18 protein-coding genes are annotated in these 18,394 nt (G+C 73.4%); 11 read left to right on the top strand and 7 right to left on the bottom strand.

All coding sequences use genetic code 11. From position 1 onward, the window contains the following. Positions 1-104 precede the first annotated feature (104 nt). Positions 105-1,145 carry an NUDIX domain-containing protein gene (locus IE267_RS23060; protein ID WP_167155610.1) on the top strand — a complete coding sequence of 347 codons (1,041 nt, stop codon included), beginning with the start codon at positions 105-107 and terminating at the stop codon, positions 1,143-1,145. On the opposite strand, the gene IE267_RS23055 is transcribed toward IE267_RS23060, so the two are convergent. Together IE267_RS23055 and IE267_RS23050 are read right to left on the bottom strand one after the other, a co-directional pair. Beyond that, positions 1,104-1,814, bottom strand: coding sequence for an MBL fold metallo-hydrolase (locus tag IE267_RS23055; RefSeq protein ID WP_189764532.1), 711 nt, complete (start codon positions 1,812-1,814; stop codon positions 1,104-1,106). The two genes, IE267_RS23060 and IE267_RS23055, sit on opposite strands and share 42 nt — an antisense overlap. A 119-nt stretch (positions 1,815-1,933) precedes the next feature. Next, complete coding sequence (locus IE267_RS23050; RefSeq protein ID WP_189764531.1) at positions 1,934-3,298, bottom strand: dipeptidase; 1,365 nt, start codon at positions 3,296-3,298, stop codon at positions 1,934-1,936. A gap of 218 nt (positions 3,299-3,516) precedes the next feature. Here IE267_RS23050 and IE267_RS23045 point away from each other — a divergent pair, with 218 nt between their 5' ends. The 5 genes from IE267_RS23045 to IE267_RS23025 all read left to right on the top strand — a co-directional run bounded on the left by IE267_RS23045 (position 3,517) and on the right by IE267_RS23025 (position 9,813). Further along, positions 3,517-4,743 (top strand): geranylgeranyl reductase family protein, encoded by a 1,227-nt coding sequence (locus tag IE267_RS23045; RefSeq protein ID WP_506417450.1) that lies wholly within the window; start codon positions 3,517-3,519, stop codon positions 4,741-4,743. Between the two features lie 425 nt (positions 4,744-5,168). Beyond that, the gene (locus IE267_RS23040) at positions 5,169-6,452 is read left to right on the top strand and encodes an ABC transporter substrate-binding protein (RefSeq protein ID WP_229861397.1); all 1,284 of its coding nucleotides are present in this window, start codon (positions 5,169-5,171) and stop codon (positions 6,450-6,452) included. A 31-nt stretch (positions 6,453-6,483) separates the two neighbouring features. Next, complete coding sequence (locus IE267_RS23035) at positions 6,484-7,515, top strand: carbohydrate ABC transporter permease (RefSeq protein ID WP_189764529.1); 1,032 nt, start codon at positions 6,484-6,486, stop codon at positions 7,513-7,515. 11 nt (positions 7,516-7,526) lie between these two features. Next, complete coding sequence (locus tag IE267_RS23030) at positions 7,527-8,402, top strand: carbohydrate ABC transporter permease (RefSeq protein WP_229861396.1); 876 nt, start codon at positions 7,527-7,529, stop codon at positions 8,400-8,402. Between the two features lie 82 nt (positions 8,403-8,484). Then, a complete protein-coding gene (locus tag IE267_RS23025; RefSeq protein WP_189764528.1) occupies positions 8,485-9,813 on the top strand; it encodes an alpha-glucosidase/alpha-galactosidase in 1,329 nt (442 codons plus the stop codon). Here IE267_RS23025 and IE267_RS23020 read toward each other — a convergent pair. Further along, complete coding sequence (locus IE267_RS23020; protein ID WP_189764527.1) at positions 9,803-10,258, bottom strand: nitroreductase family deazaflavin-dependent oxidoreductase; 456 nt, start codon at positions 10,256-10,258, stop codon at positions 9,803-9,805. The two genes, IE267_RS23025 and IE267_RS23020, sit on opposite strands and share 11 nt — an antisense overlap. A gap of 168 nt (positions 10,259-10,426) precedes the next feature. Here IE267_RS23020 and IE267_RS23015 point away from each other — a divergent pair, with 168 nt between their 5' ends. The 3 genes from IE267_RS23015 (at position 10,427) to IE267_RS23005 (ending at position 13,223) form a co-directional block, all read left to right on the top strand. Then, on the top strand, positions 10,427-11,125 hold the full coding sequence (locus IE267_RS23015) for a TetR/AcrR family transcriptional regulator (RefSeq protein ID WP_161247649.1): 699 nt from the start codon (positions 10,427-10,429) through the stop codon (positions 11,123-11,125). A gap of 173 nt (positions 11,126-11,298) precedes the next feature. After that, entirely contained in the window at positions 11,299-12,561 is a 1,263-nt protein-coding gene (locus IE267_RS23010; RefSeq protein WP_189764526.1) for a sensor histidine kinase, read from the top strand. Next, positions 12,558-13,223: a response regulator gene (locus IE267_RS23005; protein ID WP_189764525.1), complete on the top strand. Its 666-nt coding sequence runs from the start codon at positions 12,558-12,560 to the stop codon at positions 13,221-13,223. The genes IE267_RS23010 and IE267_RS23005 overlap by 4 nt, the downstream gene beginning before the upstream one ends. Here IE267_RS23005 and IE267_RS23000 read toward each other — a convergent pair. Next, positions 13,184-13,471, bottom strand: a complete 288-nt coding sequence (locus IE267_RS23000) for a DUF6332 family protein (RefSeq protein WP_189764524.1) — start codon at positions 13,469-13,471, stop codon at positions 13,184-13,186. The genes IE267_RS23005 and IE267_RS23000 overlap by 40 nt on opposite strands. A 160-nt stretch (positions 13,472-13,631) precedes the next feature. Here IE267_RS23000 and IE267_RS22995 point away from each other — a divergent pair, with 160 nt between their 5' ends. Continuing rightward, positions 13,632-14,036 carry a MarR family winged helix-turn-helix transcriptional regulator gene (locus IE267_RS22995; protein WP_161257170.1) on the top strand — a complete coding sequence of 135 codons (405 nt, stop codon included), beginning with the start codon at positions 13,632-13,634 and terminating at the stop codon, positions 14,034-14,036. Positions 14,037-14,094: 58 nt separating this feature from the next. Here IE267_RS22995 and IE267_RS22990 read toward each other — a convergent pair whose 3' ends face one another. Beyond that, entirely contained in the window at positions 14,095-15,309 is a 1,215-nt protein-coding gene (locus IE267_RS22990) for an MFS transporter (protein WP_189764523.1), read from the bottom strand. 364 nt (positions 15,310-15,673) lie between these two features. Here IE267_RS22990 and IE267_RS22985 point away from each other — a divergent pair, with 364 nt between their 5' ends. Further along, the gene (locus IE267_RS22985) at positions 15,674-16,894 is read left to right on the top strand and encodes an ROK family protein (protein ID WP_167155648.1); all 1,221 of its coding nucleotides are present in this window, start codon (positions 15,674-15,676) and stop codon (positions 16,892-16,894) included. On the opposite strand, the gene IE267_RS22980 is transcribed toward IE267_RS22985, so the two are convergent. Together IE267_RS22980 and IE267_RS22975 are read right to left on the bottom strand one after the other, a co-directional pair. Next, positions 16,882-17,766: a phosphotriesterase family protein gene (locus IE267_RS22980; RefSeq protein WP_189764761.1), complete on the bottom strand. Its 885-nt coding sequence runs from the start codon at positions 17,764-17,766 to the stop codon at positions 16,882-16,884. The genes IE267_RS22985 and IE267_RS22980 overlap by 13 nt on opposite strands. After that, on the bottom strand, positions 17,760-18,329 hold the full coding sequence (locus IE267_RS22975; protein ID WP_167155651.1) for a DUF4865 family protein: 570 nt from the start codon (positions 18,327-18,329) through the stop codon (positions 17,760-17,762). The genes IE267_RS22980 and IE267_RS22975 overlap by 7 nt, the downstream gene beginning before the upstream one ends. Positions 18,330-18,394: the final 65 nt, after the last annotated feature.

The raw sequence follows: 18,394 nt of genomic DNA, 5'->3' as shown, positions 1-18,394 counted from the left end.
CGGCCACAGTTGTATGCGCGATCAAGGACGGCCGGAGCCTCTCGGGGGGTTTCCGTGGCAGGGTGTTGCGGGCAGTCCACTGGGGGCTACGAAGAGGGGGAACCGTGATCGTCTGGGTCAACGGTGCGTTCGGCGCGGGCAAGACGAGCACCGCGCGCGAGCTGATCGACCTGATCCCGAACAGCACGTTCTACGACCCCGAGGTGATCGGCGGGGCGCTGCGGCATCTGCTGCCGCAGAAGTTGCTCGACCAGGTCGGCGACTACCAGGACCTGACGATCTGGCGGCGGCTCGTGGTCGACGGCGCGGCCGCCCTGCACGCCGAGGTCGGCGGCGTACTCGTGGTGCCGATGACCCTGATGCGGCAGGAGTACCGGGACGAGATCTTCGGGGGGCTCGCGGCCCGCCGGATTCCGGTGCGGCATGTGCTCCTCACCCAGGAGGAAACGATCCTGCGCGGGCGGATCGCGGCGCGCGTGGAATGTCCCGACGATCCCGAGGCCGACGAGCAGCGCGTCCGCACCTGGGCCTACGAACACATCGAACCCTTCAAGGAAGCGCTCGGGTGGCTCGCCACCGACGCCTACGCCGTCGACAACGGCACGCTCACCCCGCGCGCGACCGCCGAGCGCATAGCCGACGCGGTCCGCTCCGGTGCGGCCCGCGCCTGCGACATCGTGCAGACCCCCGAGCCGACCGCCGAGACGCTGGCCGCCGGGGTGCTGCTCTTCGACGAGGAGGACCGGGTGCTCCTCGTCGACCCCACCTACAAGCCGGGCTGGGAGTTCCCGGGCGGCGTCGTCGAGCGCGGTGAGGCGCCCGCCCGGGCCGGAGTGCGCGAGGTCGAGGAGGAACTCGGCGTCCGGCTCGGCCATGTGCCACGGCTCCTCGTGGTCGACTGGGAACCGCCCAGACCGCCCGGATACGGCGGCCTGCGGCTGCTGTTCGACGGCGGACGCCTGGAGAGCGCACGGGCCGGAGAGGTCCTGCTGCCGGGCGCCGAACTGCGCGGCTGGCGCTTCGTCAGCGAACAGGAGGCGGCCCAACTGCTGCCGCCCGTCCGCTTCGAGCGGCTGCGCTGGGCGCTGCGGGCCCGGGAGCGGTCAACCGTGCTCAACCTGGAGGCCGGAGTCCCGGTCGGCTGAGGCCCGCAGCACCTCCTGGGCCTTCTCGGTCAGCGGCTCGCCGTGCCCGAAGCAGACGGTGTCGGCGCCGAGCGCGGCGAGACGGCGGAACGAGGCGAGCGCCCGCTCCCGGTCGGTGTTGAAGACACCCAGCATCACCCGCCCGACCCCGGCCACGCTGTCGCCCGTGAACAGGACGCCGTGGCGCGGCAGATGGACCGCGATCGAGCCGTCGGTGTGACCGGGGCAGTGGACGGCGACCGCGCCGTCACCGAAGCCCAGCGCGTCGCCGTCGCCGACCTCGCGGTCCACCCGGGTCGGCGGCGCCTCGGGAAGCGTCAACCCCCGCTCGTACAGCGGCACTTCCCAGTCCAGGAGCACCGGCTCGGCCAGCGGCGCCTCGCCCCTGATCACCGGGGCGTCGAGGCGGTGCGCGATCACCTCGGCGTCGTACCGGTCGGCGAGCTCGCCGGCCGCGCCGAAGTGGTCGCGATGTCCGTGCGTGATCACGATCCGGCGGATCGCGGCCGGGTCGAGCCCGAGCTCGCGGATCGCCTGCTCGATGGGCGCGGCGGCGTCCGCGGCACCCGCGTCGACGAGCGTGAGCCCGTCCCGGTCGCGCCACAGATACGCCTGGCCGACGGGGAAGCGGAACATGTGCAGGCGGGGGAGGACTTGTACCGTATCCATGCGGCGAACGTACGGCCGTGACGAAGCCGGCCGCACGGATCTACGCTCTGGGCGATGTCCGCCGAGCGCTGAACACTCGGCCCGCCCCGACATCGCCCGGCCCCGTCATCGGGAAGGGATCAACTCCGCTTGGAATCCGCGTAGTTGACCAGGAAGTGCGCCTCCGCGACCGACAGGCGCTCCAGCTCCTCGGGGGACACGCTCTCGTTCACGGCGTGGATCTGTGCCTCGGGGTCGCTGAGCCCGATCAGCAGGATCTCGGCCTGCGGGTAGAGCGCGGCCAGCGTGTTGCACAGCGGGATCGAGCCGCCCATGCCGGAGGTCTGCATCTCCTCGCCCGGGTAGGCCACCGCCATCGCCTCGGCCATCGAGGTGTACGCCGGGCTGCTGGTGTCCGCGCGGAACGGCTGGCCCTGGCCGACCTGCTCGAAGGAGACGCGGGCGTTCCACGGCACGTGCTTCTCGATGTGCGCGTACAGCAGCTCGGTCGCCTCGGCCGCGTCCTGACCGGGCGGTACCCGCAGGCTGATCTGCGCGCGGGCGGTGGCCGGGATGGACGGCGTCGCACCGGCGACCGGGTGGCAGTCGATGCCGACGACCGTGACGGCCGGGCGGGCCCAGATGCGGTCGGCGACGGTGCCGGTGCCGGGCAGCGCCACCCCGTCGAGGACCTTCGCGTCCTGCCGGAACTCCTCCTGCGGGTACTGGAGCCCGTCCCACGCGGAGTCGGACGGCAGGCCCTCGACGGCCGTCTGGCCGTGCTCGTCGCGCAGCGAGTCCAGGACGCGGATCAGCGCGGCGAGCGCGTCCGGGGCCGCGCCGCCGAACTGGCCCGAGTGGAGGTTGCCCGCGAGGGTGTCGATGCGTACGCGGATCATCGTCATGCCGCGCAGCGTCGCCGTCACCGTGGGCAGGCCGACCCGGAAGTTGCCGGTGTCGCCGATCACGATCGCGTCCGCCGCGAGCAGTTCGGGGTGCGCCTCTGCGTACTGTTCGAGGCCGCCCGTGCCCTGCTCCTCCGAGCCCTCCACGATCACCTTGACGGAGACCGGGACACCGCCGTTGGCCTTGAGGGCGCGCAGCGCGAGCAGGTGCATGATGAACCCGCCCTTGCAGTCCGCCGCGCCGCGGCCGTACCAGCGGCCGTCACGCTCGGTCAGCTCGAACGGCGGGGTCAGCCATGCCGACTCGTCCAGCTTCGGCTGCACGTCGTAGTGCGCGTACAGGAGCACGGTGGGCGCGCCCTCGGGACCGGGCAGCAGGCCGTAGACCGACTGCGAGCCGTCGGGGGTGTCGAGCAGGGCCACGTCCTGGAAGCCCTCGGTGCGCAGTGCTTCGGCCACCCAGTTCGCGGCGGCCTCGCACTCGCTCCTGGGTGCCACGGCCTCGTCCGCCACCGACTGGAACGCGACCAGCTCCGTCAGCTCCGCCTTGGCACGGGGCATCAGCGATGCGACGGACTCGGCGATCGGATGTGCGGTCATGGGCACGCTCCTCGTGGGTGCGACGTTGTAAGTACGGACACGCGCTGGTGTGCGTGTGTGTACGACGGAGATGAGGCCGATCCTCCCACAGCGGGCCAGGACGGGAGGGCGGGGCTACTGCCCCGTAGGATGCGGTCGTCAATACGGGCCACTGGTCGGACGGGGAGCAAAGGCACATCGTGAGCAGCGAGAACACAGACGCCGGGACGGACGGACCGCTGGAGGAGAACCAGGGCGAGCCCGCCGCCGAATCGGTGACCGGGCCCGGTGAGGGGCCCGTCTGGGATGTCGTCGTGGTCGGCGCCGGACCCGCCGGAGCCTCGGCCGCGTACGCGGCGGCCGTCGCGGGGCGCACGGTGCTGCTCCTGGAGAAGGCCGAGCTGCCCCGCTACAAGACGTGCGGCGGCGGCATCATCGGCCCCTCGCGCGACGCCCTGCCGCCCGGCTTCGAACTGCCGCTCCAGGACCGGGTGCACGCGGTCACCTTCTCCCTCAACGGGAAGCTGACGCGCACCCGCCGGTCCAGGACGATGCTGTTCGGCCTGATCAACCGGCCGGAGTTCGACGCCGGACTGGTGGCCGTCGCCGAGAAGGCGGGCGCGGTGATCCGCACGGGCGCCACCGTCTCCAAGGTCGAGCAGCACGGCTCGGCCGTCCCCGACCGGCGCACGGTCGCCGTGGTCCTCAACGACGGCGAGACCGTCCTCGCGCGGGCCGTCGTCGGTGCCGACGGCAGCGCCAGCCGCATAGGGGCCCACGTCGGCGTGAAGACCGAGCAGGTCGACCTGGGCCTGGAGGCCGAGATCCCGGTACCGCCGAGCGTCGCCGAGGACTGGAAGGGCCGGGTGCTCATCGACTGGGGCCCCATGCCCGGCAGCTACGGCTGGGTGTTCCCCAAGGGCGACACCCTGACCGTCGGCGTGATCTCGACGCGCGGCGAGGGCGCCGCCACCAAGCGCTACCTGGAGGACTTCATCGCCCGGCTCGGCCTCGCCGGGTTCGAACCGGCCATCTCCTCCGGCCACTTGACGCGCTGCCGCAGCGACGACTCGCCGCTGTCCCGCGGCCGGGTCCTGGTCTGCGGTGACGCGGCGGGCCTCCTGGAGCCGTGGACGCGGGAGGGCATCTCCTTCGCGCTGCGCTCGGGGCGCCTCGCCGGCGAGTGGGCGGTGCGCATCGCCGAGTCGCAGGACGCGGTGGACGCCCGCCGCCAGGCGCTGAACTACGCGTTCGCCATCAAGGCGGGGCTCGGCGTCGAAATGGGGGTGGGCCGGCGGATGCTGACCCTCTTCGAGAAGCGCCCGCTGCTGCTGCACGCCGCGATCACCGGCTTCCGCCCGGCGTGGAAGGCCTTCGCGGACATCACCCGCGGCGCCACCACCCTGGCCGGCCTGGTGCGCAGCCACCCGATGGCGCGGCGCGCCCTGGACGCCGTCGACCGCTGACCCGCACGGGCGGGGCCGGAGCCGGTCCGGTCCCGCCCCGCGTCGTCGCCCGCGGGGTTCCGCGGACGGGTGCGCGACCCTTGACGTCCGGCCGCGCGGGGCGCTTTCATCCCACAGTGGCCCGGACCGCGGTGCGGTTCCGCCGCCAGAGGTGCGCCCAGCCGGCAAGGCCCCGACCGGGGTCCCGGGCCGGCCCGAGTCGCCAGGGACCGGACGCCGGGCCCGAGGCGGGGACGTACCCGCGAGGGATGGAGCGGACCATGCCCGCCGACCCGGCTTCGCCCCGCACGGTCCCGCCGAGCGCCTCCGCCGCTTCACCCCGCGCGGTCCCGGCTCGGGCCTGCGCCGACCAGGCTTCGCCCCGCCCGGCGATCGATCGCTCCGCCGGCCCGGCCCGCCACCCGGGCCCCGGCCGCCGTGCGTTCCTGAGGGCCGGGGCCGGGGGTGCGCTGGGCGCGGTCGCGTTACCGGGCCTGACGGCCTGCGGGTCCTCCGGCGGGGGCGTCGGGCCCGATGGCAAGGTGACCGTCGAGCTGTGGCACGGGCAGACCGACACCCTGAAGCAGGCCATCGAGGCCCTGGTGGGCGAGTTCAACCGCGCCCACCCCGCGATCCACGTCGACGCCGGTGGGGGCGCCACGGCCGACGTGATGCTCCAGAAGGTGACCGCCGCGCTCGCCTCCGGCTCCTACCCCGACATCGCCTACGTCTTCGGCTCGGACATCGCGAGCATCGCCCGCAGCCCCCGTGTCCTCGACCTCACGAGCGCGCTGCGCGCCCCCGGGCCCGTGCCCTGGAACGACTACTGGCCCTCGCTGCGCGAGGCCGTCACCATCAACGGCAGGGTGCGTGCCGCGCCCGCCCTCGTCGATTCCCTCGCGGTCATCTGCAACACCCGCCTGTTCCAGCGCGCCGGTCTCGCACTGCCCCAACCGGGCTGGTCCTGGGCCGAGTTCGTCGACACCGCGCATCGGCTCACCGACCCCTCCAAGGGCGTCTTCGGTACCGGCTGGCCCGGCGTCGGCGACGAGGACACCACCTGGCGGCTCTGGCCGATGGTGTGGGACCTCGGCGGCGAGATCATCGCGCCGGACGGCAAGAGCATCGGCTTCGCCGAACAGGGGCCCAGGGCCCTGGAGACGGTGGCGTCGCTCGCCACCGGCGACAGCGTCTATGTCGACCCCAAGCCGGGCAGCGCCCAGATGTACCAGGTCTTCCTGTCCGGACGCATGGGCATGGTGCTCGGCGGGCCCTGGTCACTGCCGGACGTCATCGCCGCGAAGACGGACTACACCGTCGTGCCCCTGCCCTCCTACAGCGGCCGCCCGGTCACCATCTCGGGCCCCGACACCTGGACGGTGTTCGACAACGGAACCGCACGCTCCGCGGCCGCCGTCGCATTCGTACGCTGGCTCAACGCGCCCGACCAGGACGTCACTTGGGACATCGGCGCCGGCAGCCTGCCGCTCAGCGCGCAGAGCGCGCACCGCCCCGAGTGGCTCGACCACTCCGCCCGGACCGTGGGCCTCCCGGCGTTCACCAAGGCCCTGGAGTCGGCCCGGGTCCGCCCGGTGCACCCGGCCTACCCGGCGATCTCGCAGGCGGTCGGCGAGGCCGTGGTGACGGTACTGCTCGGGCGTTCGACCCCGGAGCGGGTCATGCGCGACTGCGCGGAGAAGGCCGACGCCGCCCTGCTGATCCCGCGCTGAAGCCGACCCCCTGACCGGAAGGGTCCCCGAGATGCGAACCACTGGGCCGCGCACCCCGCGCCCGCGCACCCCACGGCCGCTCACCCTCGACCCGGACCGGACGCTCGACCGCGACCGGGCCGTCCGCGCCGCCAGGCGGCGCCGGGCGCGCGGCGAGGCCGTCACCGCCTGGGCGTTCATCGGCCCGGCCGTCCTGGTGATCATCGGCCTCGGCGTCGTACCGCTGCTGTGGTCCCTGCTGCTGTCGTTCCGCGCGGACGACCTGGTCACCCCGGGCCGCTGGGTCGGGCTCGACAACTACCGCGCCCTCGGCGAGGACCCGGCGTTCCGCACCGCCGTGAGGAACACCCTGATCTACGCGGGCGTCTACGTCCCGGTGAGTCTGGCCGCGGGTCTCGGGCTCGCCCTCGCGCTGAACCGGCGCATCCGTCTCGTCGGGCTCTACCGCACGCTGGTCTTCGTCCCGTTCGTGGTGTCCGCCACCGCGCAGGGCGTGCTGTTCGCCTTCATCTTCGACCCCGACTTCGGCGTCGCGAACGCGCTCCTGCACCACATCGGGATCTCCCCGCAGGGCTTCCTCGACGACCCGGGCCAGGCCCTCGCCGTCCTGCTGCTCATCTCCCTGTGGAGCGGCATCGGCTTCTGCGTCATCGTCTACCTCGCCGCGCTCCAGGACGTACCCGCCGAACTCGTCGAATCGGCCCGGCTCGACGGGGCGAACCCGCGCCAGGTGCTCCGCCACGTCACCCTTCCCTCGCTCACGCCGGTCACCGTCTTCCTGGTCCTGTGGCAGTTCATCACCGCTCTCCAGGTCTTCGACCTCGTCTACGTCACCACCAAGGGCGGCCCCCTCGGCGCGACCACCGTCATCGTCTACTTCGTCTGGGAGCAGGCCTTCCAGAACTTCACCGCCGGATACGGCGCCGCCGCGGCCTACGTCCTCGCGGTCGGGCTGATCGCGGCGGCCGTCGTACTGCGCGTCTATCAGCGCCATCGTCGACGCACGGGCCCAAGTCCGGTCGATGGCAAGGGTGTTGGGCCCTTTGAGGGAGCGAGCCGATGAGCGCGTCCGCCATGGCCACGTCGGCGACGGCCGACGCCGTGAACGCGTCCGGTCGAAGAACCGGGCGCCGGCGACGGCTGCCGTTCAGCCCGTGGCACCTCCTCCTCGCGCCGCTCTCGGCCGGCTTCGCGCTGCCGCTCGTGTGGCTGATCGTCAGCTCCGTGATGAGCGACGCCGAGATCAACCGCTTCCCGCCCGCGCTGTGGCCGCACGGCTTCGACCTCGGTGGCTACCGCTACGTCCTCGGCAACGCGATGTTCCCCCGCTGGTTCCTGAACTCCTGCGTCGTCGCGGGCGTCGCCGTCGCCTCGAACCTCGTGCTCGGCGCGCTCGGGGGTTATGCCTTCGCGCGGATGCGGTTCGCCGGGTCGCGCCTGCTGCTCGCCCTGATGCTCGCGACGATGGCGGTGCCGTTCCAGCTGACCATGATCCCCACGTTCCTGGTGATGAAGTGGCTCGGGCTCATCGACACCCTCGGCGCGCTCATCGTGCCGTCCCTGGTCACCCCGTTCGCGGTGTTCCTCTTCCGGCAGTTCTTCCTCTCGCTGCCGAGGGAGCTGGAGGAGGCCGCCTGGATCGACGGCTGTTCGCGGCTGCGGGTCCTGGTCTCGATCGTGGCACCGCTCGCCCGCCCGGCGCTCGCCACGGTCGCGGTCCTCACCTTCCTCGCCACCTGGAACGACCTCTCCTGGCCGCTCATCGCCATCAACCACGACGCGCGGTTCACCCTGCAACTGGGCCTGACCACGTTCCAGGGCCAGCACCACACGAGGTGGTCGGCGGTGATGGCGGGCAATGTCATCACGGTCCTTCCGGTGCTGCTCGCGTTCCTGTGCGCGCAGAAGACCTTCATCCAGTCGCTGACGAGGAGCGGCCTCAAGGGCTGACGGCCGCGGTGCCGCAGGTCCGGCGGCCGCGCGCCCGCGGTCGCCGTCGTCCGAGTCTTCCGAGTCGTCCGAAAGGGCACGCATGACCGAGACCAAGATCGCCTTCATCGGCGCGGGCAGTGTGGAGTTCACCCAGGGCCTGCTCGCCGACCTGTTCGCCTTCCCCGAGTTCGCCCGCGCCCGCGTCGCGCTCCACGACATCGACCCCGAACGCCTCGCCACCAGCGAGGCCGCCGCCCGCCACATCGCGGCCGAGCGCGGCGCCGAGCCGCGGCTCAGCGCGCATCCCGAGCGGCGCGCGGCCCTGGAGGGCGCCGACTTCGTCATCAACACCGTCCAGATCGGCATGAGCGGGGCGACCCGCACCGACTTCACGGTTCCCGCCCGCTACGGGCTGCGCCAGACCATCGCGGACACGCTCGGCATCGGCGGCATCTTCCGCGCCCTGCGCACCTTCCCCCTGCTGCGCGCGCTCGCCACCGACATGGCCCAACTCTGCCCGGACGCCACCCTGTTGAACTACACCAACCCGATGGCGATGAACCTGCTCTACCTGCACCGGGTGGCGCCGTCGCTGCGCGCCGTCGGCCTGTGCCACTCGATCCACTGGACGATGCACGACCTGTCCGCTTTGATCGGCACGCCCTTCGAGGAGGTCTCCTACCTCGCGGCCGGGGTCAACCACCAGTCCTGGGTGCTGCGTTTCGAGCGGGCCGGCCAGGACCTCTATCCGCTCCTGGACGAGACCATCGCCAAGGACCCCGAACTGCTGCGCCGGGTACGCGTCGACATGTACCGCAGGCTGGGCCACTATCCGACCGAGACCAGCGAGCACTCCTCGGAGTACGTGCCCTGGTATCTGCACCACGACGAGGAGGTCGACCGGCTGCGCCTGCCGGTCGGCGCCTACCTCGACATGACCGAGGAGAACCTCGCCGCCTACGCCCGCACCCGCGACGCGCTCGCCGCGGGACGTCCGCTGCCGGTGGAGGGGACCATGGAGTACGCCCCGCAGATCATCCACAGCGTCGTGACGGGTACTCCGCGCAGGGTCTACGGCAACGTCCCCAACCACGGCCTGATCGACAACCTGCCGGCCGACTCGGTCGTCGAAGTCCCTTGTCTCGTCGACCGGTTGGGGGTGCAGCCCACCCGGATCGGCGCCCTGCCGCCGCAGTGCGCGGCGCTCAACCGGGCGTACCTCTCGGTCACCGACCTCGTGGTGCGGGCCGCGGTGCTCGGGGAGCCGCGCCACATCCGCCACGCCGCCATGTGCGACCCCGCGACTGCGGCGGCGCTGCCCGTCGAGCGGATCTGGGAACTGTGCGACGACCTCGTACGGGCCCATGAGCCGTGGCTCCAGCCGGAGTTGAGGGTGCTGCTCGGAGGGTCGGGCCGGGTCACTGGCTGATGGTGATCCGGAAGACCGGGTGGTCGGGGGCGATGCGGCGCAGTTCCGCATCGCTGGAGTCGGGGCCGACGCCGTTGAAGAAGACGCCGACCTCCGCCTTCCAGCGCTTGAGGTAGGCGCGCAGCAGGGCGGGCTTGTCGTCGTCGGCGACCTCGACGGCGGTGAACGCCTCGGCCTTCTTGCCCAGGTGCAGCTCACCGCCGCCGGCCGCCCGCATGTTGTGCGTCCACTGGACGTGGCCGCGTGGGGCGACCAGGTACTGCTCGCCCTCGAAGGCCAGCAGGTTGACGGGGGTCCGGCGCCACTCACCGCTCTTGCGGCCGCGGACCGCGAGGACGCGCGAGCCCCAGACGCTGATGCCGCGGCGGGTCATCCAGGCGACGGCCCGGTTGAAGACGTTGACCGTGAACCAGCCGGGCTTCTGGACGTGTACGGAAGCGGACATGGTGTGTCTCCCTGGAAGTGCGAGAGCGGTGCTCTCTGTTCAGTAGAAGTGTGGACCGAACCAGCGCTCCAAAGCAAGAGCAGTGCTCTCTTAAATGTGCGCTGCTCCGATTTGTGTGCGGGGGTCGCGTTCTTGGCCACTGCTCTCGTTACTGGCAGACTGACGTCCATGAGCACCGTCCAGGGAGCCCGCGCACGGGCACGTGTCGAAGTCACCGCCGCCATCAAGGACGAGGCCAGAAGGCAGCTCGCGGCGGACGGGGCCGCCAAGCTCTCGCTGCGTGCCGTCGCCCGCGAGCTGGGCATGGTCTCCTCGGCGCTCTACCGCTACTTCCCCAGCCGGGACGAGCTGCTGACCGCCCTGATCGTCGATGCGTACGACGCCGTCGGCGAAGCCGCCGAGGACGCCCTCGCCAAGCAGCGGACGGCCGCGTCGCCCACGGCCCGCTGGATCGCCGTCTGCCGTGCGGTACGCGCCTGGGCGCTCGCCCACCCCCATGAGTACGCCCTGATCTACGGCTCGCCCGTGCCCGGCTACACCGCGCCCGAGACGACCAACGTGCCCGCCTCCCGGGTCGGTCTCGTCCTGATCTCCATCGCCCGCGACGCCCACCTCGGCAAGGGCGTCGCACCACCGAAGCCCCCCGCGCGGCTGCTCGTCGACGGCGAACGGATGGCGGCCGACTTCGCGCCCGATCTGCCCCCGGCCGTCGTTGTGGCCCTGGTCGCCGCCTGGGCGCAGCTGTTCGGGCTCATCTCCTTCGAGGCGTTCGGCCAGTTCCACCGGGTGGTCGAGGAGCGCGATGCGTTCTTCGCGCAGGCCGCCGAACAGCTCGCCCGCTCGGTGGGCCTGGTGCTCCCCGCATAGCCCGGTACGCCGTGCCCGGCCCGGCATCGGCCCCCGGGTGGCGGCGCGCTCCCCGCGCGGCGCGCTACCCGCCGATGTGGCACGCCGCCCGGCGCCGTACTCCCCGGGTAGTACACGCGCCCACCTCGCCCGGCTGACGCCCCGGCACCCGGCCCCGGTCTAGCGTGGCCGGTATGGACGAGCAGCAGCCACCGCGCGACGCCGGCCGCGGCGGCCCACCCCGGCGCGGGGCGGGGCCGCCGCCCCTGGTGCGGCGCTGGGCGCGGGGCCCGGACGGCGAGGAGGGGCGGACCGCCCGGCTGCCGTGGGCGTCGACGACCGCGCTCACCGTGGTGGTGCTCGCCGGGTCCCACTTCGCCGGGCACGCCCAGACGGGCCGCGCCCCGCTCGACGCCTTCGCCCACGGGCTGCTGTTCGCGGCGTGCGCGGTCCTGCTGATCCGGCTGCGGCACCCCGTCGTCGCGGTGTTCGGCGCCTCGGCGGCGGTCATGGTCTACCTCGGCGCCGGATACCCCTACGGCCCGGTGTTCCTGCCGGTGGCGGTCGGCTGCTTCACCGCGGTCGTCGCGGGCTGCCGCCGCCAGGCCTGGGCCGCCGTCGCCATGCTGTGGCTCGGGCACCTCCTCGTGGCGCACTGGCTCTACCGGTGGCTGCCGCCCGCGGGCGACTCGGCCGCGCCCTGGGGCCAGGAGGTGGGCATCGCCGCGTGGGCGGTGGCCATCGTCGCGGTCGCGGAACTCGTGCGCGTACGCCGGGAACAGTGGGCCAGGGAACGGGCCGGGCGGGCCGCGGCGGCCAAACGCCGGGCCGACGAGGAGCGCCTGCGCATCGCCCGGGAACTGCACGACGTGCTCGCCCACAGCATCTCCGTCATCCACGTCCAGGCCGGCGTGGGACTCGCCCTGCTCGACTCCGACCCCGAGCAGGCCCGCACCGCGCTGACCACCATCAAGTCCGCGAGCAAGGAGGCGCTCGGCGAGGTGCGCCAGGTCCTGGAGACGCTGCGAGCGCCGGGTGAGGCGCCGCGCTCCCCGGCGCCCGGCCTCGACCGGCTGCCGGAACTCGTCGAGCAGGCGGCGAGCGCCGGACTCACCGTCGCGACCACGACCACCGGCCGTCGCACGGCGCTGCCGCCCGGCGCGGATCTGGCCGCGTTCCGCATCGTGCAGGAAGCCCTCACCAACGTCGTACGCCACTCCGCTGCGCGCACCGCGCGGGTCGCGGTCGGCTACGAACCCGGCGCGCTCGTGCTGCGGATCGAGGACGACGGGCCGCCGTCCGCGGGCGCGGCGGGCGGCAGCGGAAACGGGCTGATCGGCATGCGGGAGCGGGCCGCCGCACTCGGTGGCACCATCGACGCGGGGCCGGTCCCGTCCGGCGGCTTCCGTGTGACGGCCCGGCTTCCGCTGACCGTCCCGCCCAAGGAGACCTCGTGATCCGCGTACTGCTCGTCGATGACCAGATCCTGGTGCGCGCCGGGTTCCGGGCGCTCCTGGACGCCCAGGACGACATCGAGGTGGTGGGCGAAGCTGCCGACGGCGAGCAGGCGTTGGTCCTGGTGCGCGAACTGCGCCCGGACGTCGTCCTGATGGACATCCGGATGCCCCGGTCCGACGGTCTCGCCGCGACCCGCGGCATCACCTCCGACCCCGGCCTCCGCGAGGTCAAGGTGGTCATGCTCACCACCTTCGAGCTCGACGAGTACGTCTTCGAGGCGATCCGCGCCGGCGCCTCGGGATTCCTCGTCAAGGACACCGAGCCGGAGGAACTGCTGCGCGCGGTCCGGGCGGTGGTCGACGGCGACGCGCTGCTGTCGCCCGGGGTGACGCGGAGGCTGATCGCCGAGTTCGCGGCACGTTCCAAGGAGCCGGCCGCCGCCGAGGACCTCGCCCGGCTCACCGAGCGGGAGCGGGAGGTGATGGCGCTCGTCGGCATCGGCCTGTCCAACGAGGAGATCGCCCGCCGTCTGGTGGTCAGCCCGTTGACGGCGAAGACGCATGTGAGCCGGACGATGGTGAAGCTCGGCGCCCGCGACCGGGCCCAACTGGTCGTGCTGGCCTATGAGTCGGGGCTGGTGCGGCCCGGCTGGCTGGGCTGACGGGGGCCCCGCTCGTACCCGTGGGGAAAGCGCCACAGCACGTGCACGGTCCGCCAGACGAACACGACGAGGGCGCAGCCGCCGCCGAGGAGGAGAAGCACCCGCCGCAGCGGGTGCGGCAGTTCGAGGGCGTAGCCGGAACCGGCGATCGCGCCGAACACCACACCGGCCGCGAACAGCGCGCCGGCCAGGGCGTATCCGATCTCGACCGTGACGGCGTCCCGCTCGGCCCGGCTGCGTGTCCCCATGCGCGAAGTCTCACAGCAGGGACGGCCGACGGGCAAACGCCGCCCGTCGGCCGTCCCTCCCCCCGATCGCCCGCACCACGACATTACATGTGTGCGCATAGAGTGCGGCTGCATTTAATTCTGGTGCAACAAAACGGGCGGGTTCTGCTAGCGTGCGGCCATGGCAGCTGAGAAGCCCGAGCGCCTGCTCGTGGAGGAGTGGCGGGACATACTTGAGGTTCACGCCCGCACCACGTGCGAACTCGACCGGGAACTCCACGCGTTCGGGCTCGGGGCGAGTGACTTCGAGGTACTGGACGTTCTGGCCCGCGGGCGCGACGAGGACCCGGGCGGAGCGTTCCGCGTCCAGGAGCTGGCGTCACGTATCCACCTCAGCCAGAGCGCGCTGTCCCGCCTGATCGGCCGCCTGGAGAAGGACGGCCTGGTCGCGCGGTGGATGTGCAGCGAGGACCGGCGCGGGGTGAGCGTGGAGATCACCGACGCCGGCCGCACCCGGCACGCGGAGGTGCTGCCGGTCCAGCGCGCGGTGCTCACCCGCATGCTGGGAGAGAGGCCGAAGCCCTAGCGCCTCCGTAGGCAACCGGCTTACGGGACAGGCGAGTCGGCCTCGCCGGGAAGCGGGCTCAGGACGGGGACGCGGTGGCGTTGCGTGCGGTCCAGCCGATGAGCGCGGCGCCCGCGGCCAGTACGGCGACCGTGGTCAGGGCGAGCGGCAGCGAGGACCATTCGGCGAGCAGCCCGATCGCGGGCGGCCCGAGCAGCATGCCGCCGTAACCGAGCGTGGAGGCGGCGGCCACCCCGCCCGGCCCGGCGAGCGCCCCCGCCCGCGCGATGGCGACGGGGAAGATGTTGGCGAGGCCGAGGCCCATCACGGCGAAGCCGGCCAGGGCGAGCCAGGTCGTCGGGGCCAGTGCGCCGAGCAGCATGCCGGCCGACGCCGTGAGCCCGCCCGCGACCAGGGTGCGGGTCTGGCCGAGGCGTTCCAGGAGCGCGGTCCCCGAGAGCCGTCCGGCCGTCATGGCCAGCGCGAACAGCGAGTAGCCCGCCGCCGCGACGCCCGGCGCCGCTGCCAGGTCCTGCTCCAGGTGGAGCGCGCCCCAGTCCGCCATGGCGCCCTCTCCGTACGCGGTGCACAGCGCGATCAGGCCGAAGAGCAGCACCAGACGCCGGGCCCGGCCGTCGAGCCCGCGCCCCTTGGCGCGCGGCGCGCTGGGCCGCACCGGTGCCGGGTGGCGCAGCAGTACCCGCCCCGCGAGCGCGGTCACCACGAGCCCGACCCCGGTCAGCGCCAGCAGGTGTGCGGTGGGGGAGAGTCCGGCGGCGACCAGCGCTCCGACGCCCGCGCCGACCATGCCGCCGAGGCTGAACGCGGCGTGGAAACTCGGCATCACCGGGCGCCGCAGCGCGGCCACCAGGTCCACGGCCGCGCTGTTCATCGCCACGTTGAGTCCGCCGTACGGGGCGCCGAACACGAGCAACACCAGGCCGAGCGCGAGTGCCGAGTGGGTCTGCGCGGGCAGCGCGATGGCCAGGGCCATCAGCGCACCGCACACGACGGTGACCGGATGGCTGCCGAAGCGCCGGCAGAGCCGGCCGGTCAGCACCATCGTCACCACCGCCCCGGCCGAGACGCCGAGCAGCGCCAGGCCCAGCTCGCCGGCCGAGGCGCCGGTCTGCTGCTTGATCGCGGGGATGCGGACGACCCACCCTGCGAACAGGAAGCCGTCGAGGGCGAAGAACACGGTCAGGGCGGAGCGGAGGCGGGACAGGGAAGCGGTGGCGGTGTCGTTGCCAGGACCCCCCGGAGCGGCCGTCCGTACTTTGTTTAGTAGCGGCACAAAGTCAGGATAGGGGGAGAGCGGGCGGCCCATCAAGCGGCGGGCGCGGCGGCACCCCGGAGGCGGTCGGCGGGCCGCTCCGGTCGCGGGCCCCGGTCCGGTGCCCGCGCCCCGGCGCCTGCCCCGCGCCCGGCAACCCGTCACTGTGCCAAGCGGGCCGGACACCGCCCGGCGCCTGCCCCCTGCCCGGCAGCCCGGCACTGTGCCGAGCGGGCCGGACGCCGCCCGGCGCCTGCCCCGCGCCCGGCAGCCCGTCACTGTGCCGAGCGGGCCGGACGCCGCCCGGCGCCTGCCCCCTGCCCGGCAACCCGTCACTGTGCCAAGCGGGCCGGACGCCGCCCGGGATCATGGGAGACTCGCCCCCATGAACGGCAAGGCGACGACCACCCGGACCAGGCTGGACAGGGGCCGCAGCGCGCTCGGACCCGCCCTTGAGCTGGTGCACACCGGCCGCGCGCCGACCCGTGCCGTGCTCACCTCCGAGCTGGGTGTCACCCGCGCCACCGCGGGCGCGGTCGCCGCCGAACTCGAAGCGCTCGGCCTGATCCAGGTGGACTCGCGGCCCGCCGCGGCCGGCTCCCAGGGCCGCCCCTCGCACCGGCTCGCGGTCAACGACTCCGGCCCCGTGGCGCTCGCCGCTCAAGTGCACGCGGACGGCTTCCGGGCCGCGCTCGTCGGCCTGGGCGGAGAGATCGTCGCCACCGACCCCGGCTGCGTCACGGTCTCCGCCGATCCGGCCCAGGTGCTCGGCGCGGTCGTCGACGCGGGCGCGGCGCTGCTCAAGGGCAGCGGCCGCCGCTGTGTGGGCGCGGGCCTCGCGGTGCCCTCGGCCGTCGCCGAACCGGAAGGCACCGCGCTCAACCCGCTGCACCTGGCCTGGCCCGCCGGGTCCCCGGTACGCGAGATCTTCGCCGAACGCGTCCGCGCCGCCGGCATCACGGGCCCCGCCTTCACCGGCAACGACGTCAACCTCGCGGCCCTCGCCGAGCACCGGCACGGCGCCGGGCGCGGGGCCAAGGACCTGCTCTGCGTCGCCACCGGACACCGCGGCGTCGGCGGCGCTCTGGTCCTCGACGGCCGCCTGCACAGCGGGAGTTCGGGCCTGGCCCTGGAGGTCGGCCACCTCACCGTGAACCCGGACGGACGGCCCTGCTACTGCGGCAGCCGCGGCTGCCTCGACGTCGAGGCGGACCCGCTCGCGTTCCTCACGGCGGCGGGCCGCGCCCCCGGTCCGGAGGTGTCGCTCCTCGAACAGTCGCGGGCGCTGCTGCGCCACGAGTACGCGGACGCCCCGGTGCGCCGCGCCGCGGAGGAACTCGTCGACCGGCTCGGCCTGGGCCTCGCCGGGCTCGTCAACATCCTCAACCCGGACCGGATCATCCTGGGCGGCCTGCACAAGGCGCTCCTGGAGGCGGACCCGGACCGGCTGCGCGCGGTCGTCGCCGACCGCAGCCTGTGGGGCCGCAGCGGCGGCGTACCCATCCTCGCCTGCTCCCTCGACCACAACAGCCTGGTCGGCGCCGCCGAGCTGGCCTGGCAGCCGGTGCTCGACGATCCGCTGGGAGCGCTGTCTCACCAGGTGTAGACGCGCGCCGGGTTGGTGACCAGGATCTGTTCCAACAGGCCTCTGCCCAGGTCGAGTTCGAGCCGGGGAACCACTCGGCGCAAAAGATGCGGCATGCCCGGCGTGTCCGGGGTGACGGTGTCGCCGCCGAGCAGCAGCCGGTCGGCGAACCCCGCGTCCGCGAGTGCCCTCAGCGCATCGGGCATCCGCCAGTCCGTGGCGTGGTTGGCCCGGGACGGCCCGTCGAAGGCGAGGTGGGCCCCGGCCTCGGCGGCCAGGCGGTGCACGGTGAAGTCGGGGGAGCGGTTCAGGTGCCCCAGGATCACCGAGCCCGGTGCCACCCCCAACTCCCCGCACAGCAGGTCGAGTACGTCGAGCGCGCCGGTGCCCAGCTCCAGATGGACGGCGATCGGCGCGCCGCTGTGCCGGTGGGCCTCGGCGGCCCCGCGCAGGGTGAGCGCGGCGTGTGCGTCGAGCCCGTGGAATCCTCCCGCCACCTTGATCAGTCCGGCCCGTACCCCGGTGTCGCCGATGCCTTCGGTCAGCTCGGCGAAGAACAGCTCGGCGAGGCGGTCGCGCACGGAGGCGAGCAGCGTGTCCGGGTAGTGGGCGGCTTGGTGGAGTCCGGTGGCGGCGATGATGTGCACCCCCGACTCCCTTGACAGTGCGGGGAGTTCGGCGATGCGCCGCCCCATGCCGTATGGCGTCCACTGGACCACCGTGCCGCCGCCGAGCGAGCCGAACGCGGAGAGTCGCGCCGCCGCGTCCTCGACGTCGTCCATCTCCTGGCCGGGCAGCCGGGGGCTCCGGATGAAGAGATGGTCGTGGGCGTCGACGACGCCGAGCCGGTCGGCCGTCACCTCGCCGAGCACGGTGTGCGCCGCGCTCACCAGTGCCGCCCCGCCCGCAGCCCCGCACGCCCGGGCGCCGACAGGTGCAGCACCTCGTACCGGTCTCCCCCGTCCGCCGGGGCGGGCCCCTCCCAGAGCGTGAAGCGGACCACCTCCCAGCGGCTCGGGTCGATGCCCGCCGCGCTCGCCACCACTCCGGGCGCCGCCTCCTCGGCGGCCGCGTCCGCCACGAACCGGGCCGGCTCCACTCCGTGCGGCACGAGCGTGCGCCGCACGGTCGCGGTGGTGGGCGTGGCGGCGGACGCGGGCCCCTCGGTGTGGGCGAGACCCGCCCAGTGCCTTACCCGGGGGCGCCCGAAGTCGTCGACGACGCCCTGGAAACCGGGGCCCCACAGGAAGGAGTTCATGCCTTCGGGAGTGGCCCAAAGATAGAACGGGGCATAGGAGTTGACCGGCGATCCGGCCCCGCGCTCGCGCATCAGGTAGGCCTTGAGGCCCAGGCCGGGGAAGGTGTCCAGAAGGTGGCCCCGGGTGGCGACCCGCTCGCGGATGATCTTCATGTCGTAGTCGGCCGGCAGGGTGATCTCGTACTGCATGACATGCATCGCGTACTCCTCGGGCGACGGGCTGGGGGCGTGTACTCCCTTGACCGCGGAGGGAGTTGGAGTGG

The sequence above is a fragment of the Streptomyces xanthochromogenes genome (genome assembly GCF_014650455.1).
GTDB lineage: Bacteria > Actinomycetota > Actinomycetes > Streptomycetales > Streptomycetaceae > Streptomyces > Streptomyces xanthochromogenes.
This window is presented reverse-complemented; position numbering and strand designations above follow the sequence as displayed.